Here is an 8,645-nt window from a genome sequence, read left to right on the forward strand (position 1 = left end):
TGAGCGGCCGGGCCTCGGCCCGCCGCCGGCGCGCTTCCTTCGGGTCCAGCGCCAGCCCGCGCAGCAGCTCCAGGCGATCGCCGTCGCGCAACGGCGAGGCCGGCGTGGCGCGACGGCCATGGATCGCATACCCCGCTATTCCTTCCAGCGCCGACCAGCCCGCCGCATCCAGCGCGTCGGCGACACGCGCGCCTTCGGGCAGCTCGACCTCGACGCTGTCGAAGCGACGCGGCCAGGCGCGCAGCAGCGCCACCCTCACACCACTTCCTCGCGATCGGCGACACGCACGAAATCGTCGACCATGCGATCGGCCAGGCTCTGGAAGCCCAGGGTGAAGGCCGGGGTCAGCAGCTTCATCGACGGCTCGAAGTCCAGGGTCAGGGTGACCTTGCAGGCGGACTCGTCGAGGGCATGGAACTCCCAGCGCCCGCTCAGGCGCCGGAACGGCCCGTCCACCAGCACCATGTCGATGTGATGCGGCGGCGACAGCGTGTTCTCGGTGGTGAACCAGGTCCGCAGCCCGCCCAGGCCCAGGTCCAGGCGCGCGACCAGGCGGCCCTCGTCGGCGGCGATCACCTCGGCCGCCTCGCACCAGTCGAAGCGGCGCGGATAGGCGGCCACGTCGTTGACCAGTTCGAACATGCGTCGGGTCGAGTGTTCGACCAGGGCGGAGCGGCGGATCGTCGTCATGCAAACAGTTCGTGGGTCGGGCCGGGTCGCCTATCGGCCCCGCAATCGGGGACAATGTGGCGATGGCAAAGAAAACCAACAACAAGGCCGGCAAGGATAAAGGAAAGGGCGGTGCCGGCGGCACCATCGCCCTGAACAAGCGCGCGCGCCACGAATACCACCTCGAGGAACGCTTCGAGGCCGGACTGGCCCTGCAGGGCTGGGAACTGAAATCGATCCGCGCCGGTCGCGCCAACATCGGCGAGAGCTACGCGGTGATCCGCCACGGCGAGATGTTCCTGTTCGGTGCCCAGATCACCCCGCTGATCTCGGCATCGACCCACGTCGTCGCCGAGGAACGCCGCACCCGCAAGCTGCTGCTGCACCGGCGCGAGATCGACACCCTGATCGGCCGGGTCGAGCGCGACGGCTACACCCTGATCCCGACCGCACTCTACTGGAAGGGCAACAAGGTCAAGGCCGAGCTGGCGCTGGCCAAGGGCAAGCAGCAGCACGACAAGCGTGCGGCGAGCAAGGAGCGCGACTGGAACCGCGAGAAGCAGCGGGTGATGCGCCAGCACAACCGCGACGCCTAGGGAATCTCCGATCAGTTCGGAGGCTGCCTGCGCCAGGAATGGCACGCGCGCGGATCAAGCACGCAAGTGCCTGACCCGGCGGGAGCGAGGTCGGGCCAGGTGTGACCTTGCGACGTCTGAGCAAGTCCAGGATGGACCGGTCTGTCAGGCCGCCGCCTCGGCCTGCGCCTGGTCCGGCAGGCTGAAGTAGAACGTCGCGCCATGGTCGACCCGGCCCTCGGCCCGGAGCGTGCCGCCGTGGCGTTCGACGATGCGCCTGACCGAGGCCAGGCCGATCCCGTGCCCGCTGAACTCGTCCTGCCCGTGCAGACGCTGGAACGGACGGAACAGTTTGCCGGCGTACTCCTGCGGGAAACCGGCGCCGTTGTCGCGGACGAAGAACTCGACCGTGCCGCCCGGCCCGTCCTGGCGCCCGATCTCGACCCGCGGCGCATCGCGACCGGCACTGAACTTGATCGCATTGCCGATCAGGTTCGACAGCAGGTTGCGCAACAGCGGCGCGTCGCCCCAGGCGCGCAGGCCCGGCTCGATGCGCACTTCCAGGCCCGGACGCTGCTCGGCCGTTTCCAGCTCGTCGACCGCTTCGCGCGCCAGCTGGCTGAGGTCGACCGGCCCGGGGTTGATCGCGACCCGGCTCAGCCGCGACATCGTCAACAGCGCGTCGATCAGGTCGGCCATGCGCCCGGTCGCCGCCCGCACCCGCGCCAGGTAGGCGCGTCCGGCATCGGTCAGGCGGTCGCCCTGCTGCTCGGCCAGCACCCGGCTGAAGCCGTCGATCGCGCGCAGCGGCGCGCGCAGGTCGTGGGAGATGCTGTAGGCGAACGCCTCCAGCTCCTGGTTGGCCTGGCTGAGCTCGCGGGTCCTGGCCATCACCCTCGCCTCCAGGGTGCGATTGAGCGCGTGCACGCGGGCTTCGGCAAGGATCCGCTCGGTCACGTCCTCGGCCTGGATCAGGCCGCGCACGTCCTGCCCGATGTTGCCCGGCACCCGCGCGCAGTTGAGCTGCACGTGCCGCGGCAGGTCGCCGGCGCGGTGCAGGCGCCGGGTCGAGCGCTTCACCGATTCCGCATCCGCCCCCTCGCTGGCCAGCCATTCCTTCAGGTCCGGCCCCTCGTCCTCGAACAACGACTCGAAATCGACCCCGACCAGGCTGCCCGGATCGAGGCCGACGATCCGCCCCAGCGCCGGGTTGGCCTCGACGATGCAACCGTCGCTGTCGAGCAGCGCCTTGCCGATCGCCGAGTACTGCATCGCGGTGCGGAAGCGCTGCTCGCTGCGCTGGTAGTCCTCGGTCATGCGCCGCGCGATCTGGCGCGCGCGACGCTCGGTGCGCGCCAGCGCCCATACGATCGTCGACAGCAGGATCGAGGCGAAGATGCCCAGCGCCAGCGCGCTGTACAGGTTCGTCAGGCGCGGAATCGCCCGCGCCTGCGGCACCGACTCGAACTGCATCCGCCAGCGCCGTCCGAACTGCTCCAGCACCACCACGTGGGTGAACGCCGGCGGCTCCTGCCCGGCCGCCTCGTCGCCGTTTTCGGAGGCCGAGGCGAATACCGGCACCGCCGGGCCCTGGGTCACGTCGTGGATCGAGAAGCGCCTGACCAGCGGTTCGTCGCCGAGGGTAGACTTGACGAAGTGGTCGACGTAGAACGGCGCGTACACCCAGCCGCGCATCGCGTCGCGGCGCGCCGCCGGCGTCCTCAGGATCGCGCCGTTGCGATAGATCGGCACGTACAGCAGCAGCCCCGGCGGCGAGCCTTCCGGATCGCCGAGCAGGTGCACCGGCCCCGACATCCGGGTCTGCCCGGTCTCCATCGCATGCGACATCGCCCGGTGCCGGACCGCGTCCGACATCATGTCGTAGCCGACCGCGGCGACATTGACCGGCGTGCGCGGCTCCAGATACAGCACCGGTCCGTAGAAGCGCCGCGTGCCGCGCGGAAACACGTCCAGCAGACCGTAGCCGGCGTCCTTCCATTCCAGTTGCAGCTCCGGCAGCCTGGAGTGCCGCACATAGGCGGCGTAGCCCAGCCCGGACATCGACGGGAAGCGCCCGCCCAGCCGCATGCCCTCGGCATAGGCCTGCCACTGCAGTGGCGTCGGCCGGTCGACGCTGGCGAACAGCGCCGCCCCGCCCTTGAGCACGATCTCGTAGTTCTCCAGGCGCGCACTGATGGTGCTGGCGACGTCGCTGGTGATGGCGACGAACTCGGTCTGCGCGGCCCGGATCTCCTTCTCGCGCGCGTACTCCCAGGTACTGAAGGTCACCAGCAGCGAGAACACCAGCACCCCGACCGCGAGCAGGTGCCCGCGTTGCAGCGACAGCGGCCTGGGACGGCCATCGGTGGGCTCGACGGGTGCTCGGGTTTCGCTCATCCGCGCAGGATACCGTGCCGCCGATCGCCCACGCAGGGTGCCGGCGCGCGGGTGAACGCAACGCCGCCGGCCCCATTGCCTTGGCGCCCGCCGCCCCTATACTGGAGGGGACAGGTTTTCATGTCCCCGGGGGTGCACTGGCTTCGACGGGGGTCGCGAAATCGCCTGGCGCATGTCGAGGGGGTAGCTTTCCTCGTAAATCCAGCTGCAAAACTCATAGTTGCCAACGACGACAACTACGCTCTGGCCGCTTAAGGCCTAAGCCCCGAAACAGCTTGTGTCCGTGCTCGCTGCGTAGGGTCATCATCACGGAATCGCCGGAGGCGGCTGCCCGTCAGCCACTGGTTAACCCAAAACGGGCTGGTCCGCCGATGCGCTTTGTGCGCCGTGCTGTCGGCAGACGAGATCTAACGGAGCACTAAGCATGTAGTGCCGGGGATGGAGTGCCTTCGGACGGCGGTTCGATTCCGCCCACCTCCACCATCCAAACTTCCCGAAATTTACCGGGAAGACTCAGACCCCCCGCAATTGCGGGGGTTTTTTGTTGCCCGGCCCCCTACACCCCCTCCTCACCTCGATTCATCCAGCCATTGACGCGAAACCAGCCCCCCAGCCGGGCCGCGGCTCACCTTTCCCTTTTCTGTCCTCTTTATCCCATCTGCATCGTGTGTCCCTGCTGTTCTCGTTGCTCGCGCTGCTGAGCCTCCAGGGTCTGCTGTTGCGCCAGCTGCTGGCTCAGGTTGCTGTTCTGTTCAAGGCTCTCGTGTATCGACGGTGCTTGCCCGGACAGGTCGATGCACGCCTGGAACCTGGCTGCCGAATTGCTGACCACTGACAGCTGATCGCCGCGGATTTCCACCGCGCCGAGTCGCTCGGGACCGTCGATGCCGGCGGAGTCGCGGGCCTTCACCATCGCCTGCAGCACGTGGTCGTCGCCGATGTGCGCCGGGACCTGGTCACGGATGCGATCGAACAGGGCGCGGTCCGTGTCTGACAGTTGTGCCAGGGCCTGCATATGCTCCGGGGTGCGTTCGGCCGCTGCCTCCTGGCTGACGTAGTGCGGCGATCGGGCGGCCGACCAGTCGCGGCTATGCTCCTCCACGGAACGACCCAGAGCCTGCTGAGTGTCCAGCGCGACGCGCTTTTCGGGGGCGTCGTAGGCGCCGCGCTCGATGATATCGAGCTGGCCGCCAACACCCTGCTTCAACTGGATGCCGGCCAGGCGAAGGCCCTCGGTTTCGGCCCGGGTCGCCACCGCGGCCGCCAATTGCTCGCTGTACGGCCCGGTCGGGATATTGTTGGCGAACTCCATCCGGTAGACGGCATCCTGGGCCAACAGAAAACTGCCATGACCGGGGTGGGCGGGGTCCTTGAGGCTGTCCGGGAGCTGTAGCCCGGGCGTCAGCATGGATTGCCGCTCGGCTTTCGGCAGCCATGGCTGGGTGTCCGGCGTGCCGCTGATCACTCCGGTATCGGGGTCCTGCTTGAGGTTGATCCGGGACCAGTAGGTGTCGACCTGAACATTGCCCTTGACGTCCACAGCCTCCTCACGGATTCGTTCGGCTGTCGACCTGGCGGCCTCCTCCCACATGTTCTGGGGAGCCCAGTGGCCGCGCCCTTGGATCGCAAGTTCGAGCCGTTGGCTGACCAGTGGTTGCGGGTCGGGGCCTTGCGCCTTTGCGATGTCGTGCGCCGAGGCCTTGACCTCGAAGATTTCCCACTTGTCGGTGTCGGGGTTGATCGCGACCACGTCGTTGCCGTGCCCGGAGTTGTTCTGGATCGGGACGATGTCGCGGTAGCCTTTCTGGGCCAGATCGCGGGACATGATCGCTTCGCCGATCTCGCCGACCTCGTGGCGCTTGAGCTGGCTGAGCGCACGACCACCGACCGAGGCGGTCAGTGCCTCGTCGAACGGAACGTTCTTGAAGTCGTCGACGTTCTGACGGGCCAGATAGCCCAGCTCGCGAGGACGCAACGCGCCGCTTTGCAGCAGATCGTCGAGGTGCCCGGTCTGGCGCAGGCCGTCGACCAGGTCACGCAACTTGCCCTGGCTGCGGCGGAGGCCGGCCAGCCCCTCCAGCATCAGGTCGGCGCTTTCGGCCGCAACACCGCCCCTGGCCTGCGCGCGACGGATGTCGGCGCCGACCTCGGTCAGGACATCCAGGCCTTCCTTGGTCAGCTTGCGGGCGGCGCCACCAGTGTGCAGCGGCACGCCGTCGCCCAACACATCCGCCGCCTTGGCGACCTTGGCCAGCTTCGGCAGCTTGCTGACTGGCACCAGCGTGGCAAGGATCTCCACGCCCACGGCACCCTCAGTCTGCCCCATGTACTCGGCGGTTTTGCCTTCGCGCTCAGCCTGCCCCAGGCCTTGTTTCCACTCGTCCCACGCGCCCTTGGCGATACGGGTGAGGTCATCCACCGGCTTGCCGGGGTCGTCCCAGACCTCGGACGCATACATGCCGGCCGCGCCGATGATCATGTTGCGGAAGTCGCGATTGTCCGCGAACCGCGCGGCGAAGCTCGCCAGTTGGACCGTGTCGCCCAACACCTGCAGGCCCTGACCGGTCGCCCCCTTCACCATGCCATAGCCTTCCTGCATCTTCTCGGTGGCGTCAGCAGCCACATGACCGGCGGCGCGCTGCAGGTAGCTGTTGTCCGGATTGTCACGGACCTGTTCGGCCCAGCGGAGGGTCTGAGCCAGGCTATCGCTGGCCAAGGCGCCGGTCCGATCCATTACCTGCCCGACCGCGTCCCGGGCGCCGCCGACGGCCTCGGCCGCCTGCTCCGAGCTCCGCTCCAACCAGGAGTCGGTCAGGTTGTTCTCGTCCAGGGCCTGAGCCAGGCGTCCTGCATCCTGCGGCGGCAACTGTCGATACAGCGCCTGCAGCATCGGCTCCAGCTGGTCCTGTCCATCTGGACGCCCCATCGCCGGCGAGTCGGCCAGCGTCTGCGCCAGGGATGGAGCATCCAGGCCATCGACGCTCTGGTGCTGCTGAATCAGCAACTGGGCCTGGAAGGCCGTCAGGTCGACATCGCCCTGGGCATCCGTTGCGACCGCCAGGGCGGCCAGTTCGGCGGCACGGGAAGGTGGATGGGGCATGGCGACGCTCCTTGCAGACAGGGTGAAGCGTTATCGGAAGTCTGGATAGTCCCGGTGCAGTTGAGCTTCGACCTGGACCGTCAGTGGGTTTGGCTCGACTTCGGGCAAGTCCTTGATCACCGCCCATGGGCCGTCGACCAGCAGATGTCCGGCGTCGAAGGCCGGCAGTCCATCGCGCTGACGCAGGGCCTGCACCGCCAGCAGTTCGGCGGGAAACAGGCGGTCGATGTCATCGTTGAACTCGTAGAACGTCCTGCCCGTACTGGCCTTGGCGCGGCTGATGTGGAATTCGGACGCGGCCTGCATGGCCGACTGGAAGATCGACTTATCTTCGGTACGCCAGGCATCCAGCAACCGCTGATAAGGCTCTATCAGGGGCTTGCGGGGCTGGAAGCAGGTGGGTAAATCGAAGGCCTGCGAGAACAGGTTGACCAAGAAAACGTCATTGGTGTTGTGGTTGATCATGCGTGTGGCTGGCGGACGGCTCACGAGCTCGTCCTGTTCTGCCATCTGGATGAAACGCGCGGCGCATATCTGGCTCAAGTGCCACTGGGACAACATCAGCGGACCGGCCGCCCGCATGCTGTCATGGAACTCCCGCAACCAGCCCCCCTCATCAGGACTTCGCTGGCAAAACATGGCCTTCAGGCGTAGATCCAGAGCACGCAGGGCCACAGCCCAACGCAGGAACCGCGCGAGATCCCCGAGATCTTGTCGGCCATAGGCATCGCAGGCGGCGATGCTGTAGTAGTGCCCCAGAACGTCCATGGGCATGGCCTTCATCCTGGCCGGGCGCTCTGGCGCGTCCAACCACTCCTGGAGGTAACCGGAGTACTTGGCTGGCCTATCTGAGTTGCCTGGGCAGGTCAGCCATTCCTGGCATTCCCTCAGGATCTTTTTAAGCGAGCGATGGTAGGCAAAGTCCATTGCGGCGGCATACTCCAAGCCTGTGTAAACAATCTAGCGATAGAGGTCTGTTCGTAGTATGCGCAACACCGATACGCGCCGCCAATCCACTCCCGACTTCCGGTAGCGTCTGCAGCTTGTCGATCGGATTGGCCTAGCCGGATGGGCACCTGACGTAGGCCAAGTGACCTGCCCGTATGCGATCACCAGACACCTGATGACCAGTATCAGGTTCATGTCGAACCCTGGCCGGCGCAGCGTCCAGTTCGGATCCACACTCACACAATCCGATCGCCCCTCTCCGCCCGACGACTCCGGGACACGCAGGGGTATTTTTGAGGGCAAAAATGCATATTGATATCGAGCGACACCAATTAAAAAAATTGTTTACATGCATTGTTTGATACGCCACCCCAAACGACCAGAACCCCCGCCGGCAACGGCGGGGGTTCTTTCGTATCGGCTGCGTGGATGTCGCGATGTCGCGACAGGGCGGGCTCAGCCCGCCGCGTTGTGCTCCATGTACCAGGACGCGGCGCCCTGCAGGCCGAGCTGGCCGTGTTCGACCAGGTGCACCGGCACCCGCTGGAGCACCTCGCCCATCACGCCCTTGTCGACGAAGCGCGCGGCGAAGTCGCTGGCGAGCAGGAAGTCGGCGATCTGCGCCGGGATGCCGCCGGCGAGGTAGACCGCCTTGGCGCCGAAGGTCAGCGCCAGGTCGCCGGCGACGCTGCCGAGCACGTCGCAGAACATCGACAGGGCCTCGACCGCCTGCGGGTCGTCGCCGCGTTGCGCGGCCAGGGCGATCGCCGCCGGCGCGTCGTGGCGGGCGGCGACGCCATCGATCCCGCACAGCGCCTGATAGGTGTTGAGCAGGCCGGGGCCGGACAGCAGACGCTCGATGCCGACATGGCTCCAGCGGCGCATGAACACCGCCAGCACCTCCAGCTCGCGCGCGCTGCGGACCGACAGCGCGGCATGGCCGGCCTCGGTCGGCA

The 8,645-nt window shown here is 67.1% G+C and carries 7 protein-coding genes and 1 other RNA gene; 2 read left to right on the top strand and 6 right to left on the bottom strand.

The genetic code is table 11. The annotated features are described in order from the left end of the window. Together FKV24_RS05310 and FKV24_RS05315 are read right to left on the bottom strand one after the other, a co-directional pair. The coding region (locus tag FKV24_RS05310) for an RnfH family protein (protein ID WP_141481635.1) at positions 1 to 259 on the bottom strand (259 nt) is incomplete at its 3' end. Then, entirely contained in the window at positions 256 to 690 is a 435-nt protein-coding gene (locus FKV24_RS05315; protein WP_111266324.1) for a type II toxin-antitoxin system RatA family toxin, read from the bottom strand. The genes FKV24_RS05315 and FKV24_RS05310, both read right to left, overlap by 4 nt. Before the next feature lie 62 nt (positions 691 to 752). On the opposite strand from FKV24_RS05315, the gene smpB reads away from it, so the two are divergent. Then, complete coding sequence (smpB, locus tag FKV24_RS05320) at positions 753 to 1,265, top strand: SsrA-binding protein SmpB (RefSeq protein WP_111266323.1); 513 nt, start codon at positions 753 to 755, stop codon at positions 1,263 to 1,265. Positions 1,266 to 1,409: 144 nt separating this feature from the next. Here smpB and FKV24_RS05325 read toward each other — a convergent pair whose 3' ends face one another. Continuing rightward, entirely contained in the window at positions 1,410 to 3,641 is a 2,232-nt protein-coding gene (locus FKV24_RS05325; protein WP_141481636.1) for a CHASE domain-containing protein, read from the bottom strand. Positions 3,642 to 3,769: 128 nt separating this feature from the next. On the opposite strand from FKV24_RS05325, the gene ssrA reads away from it, so the two are divergent. Beyond that, positions 3,770 to 4,124: a transfer-messenger RNA gene (gene ssrA / locus FKV24_RS05330) on the top strand. 166 nt (positions 4,125 to 4,290) lie between these two features. Here ssrA and FKV24_RS05335 read toward each other — a convergent pair. The 3 genes from FKV24_RS05335 to FKV24_RS05345 form a co-directional block, all read right to left on the bottom strand. After that, positions 4,291 to 6,741, bottom strand: a complete 2,451-nt coding sequence (locus FKV24_RS05335; protein ID WP_141481637.1) for an XVIPCD domain-containing protein — start codon at positions 6,739 to 6,741, stop codon at positions 4,291 to 4,293. A 30-nt stretch (positions 6,742 to 6,771) separates the two neighbouring features. Next, positions 6,772 to 7,668, bottom strand: coding sequence for a hypothetical protein (locus tag FKV24_RS05340; RefSeq protein ID WP_141481638.1), 897 nt, complete (start codon positions 7,666 to 7,668; stop codon positions 6,772 to 6,774). 477 nt (positions 7,669 to 8,145) lie between these two features. Next, on the bottom strand, positions 8,146 to 8,645 hold a 500-nt coding region (locus FKV24_RS05345), incomplete at its 5' end, for a glucokinase (protein WP_211371788.1).

Source organism: Marilutibacter maris, from assembly GCF_006546735.2.
Lineage (GTDB): Bacteria > Pseudomonadota > Gammaproteobacteria > Xanthomonadales > Xanthomonadaceae > Marilutibacter > Marilutibacter maris.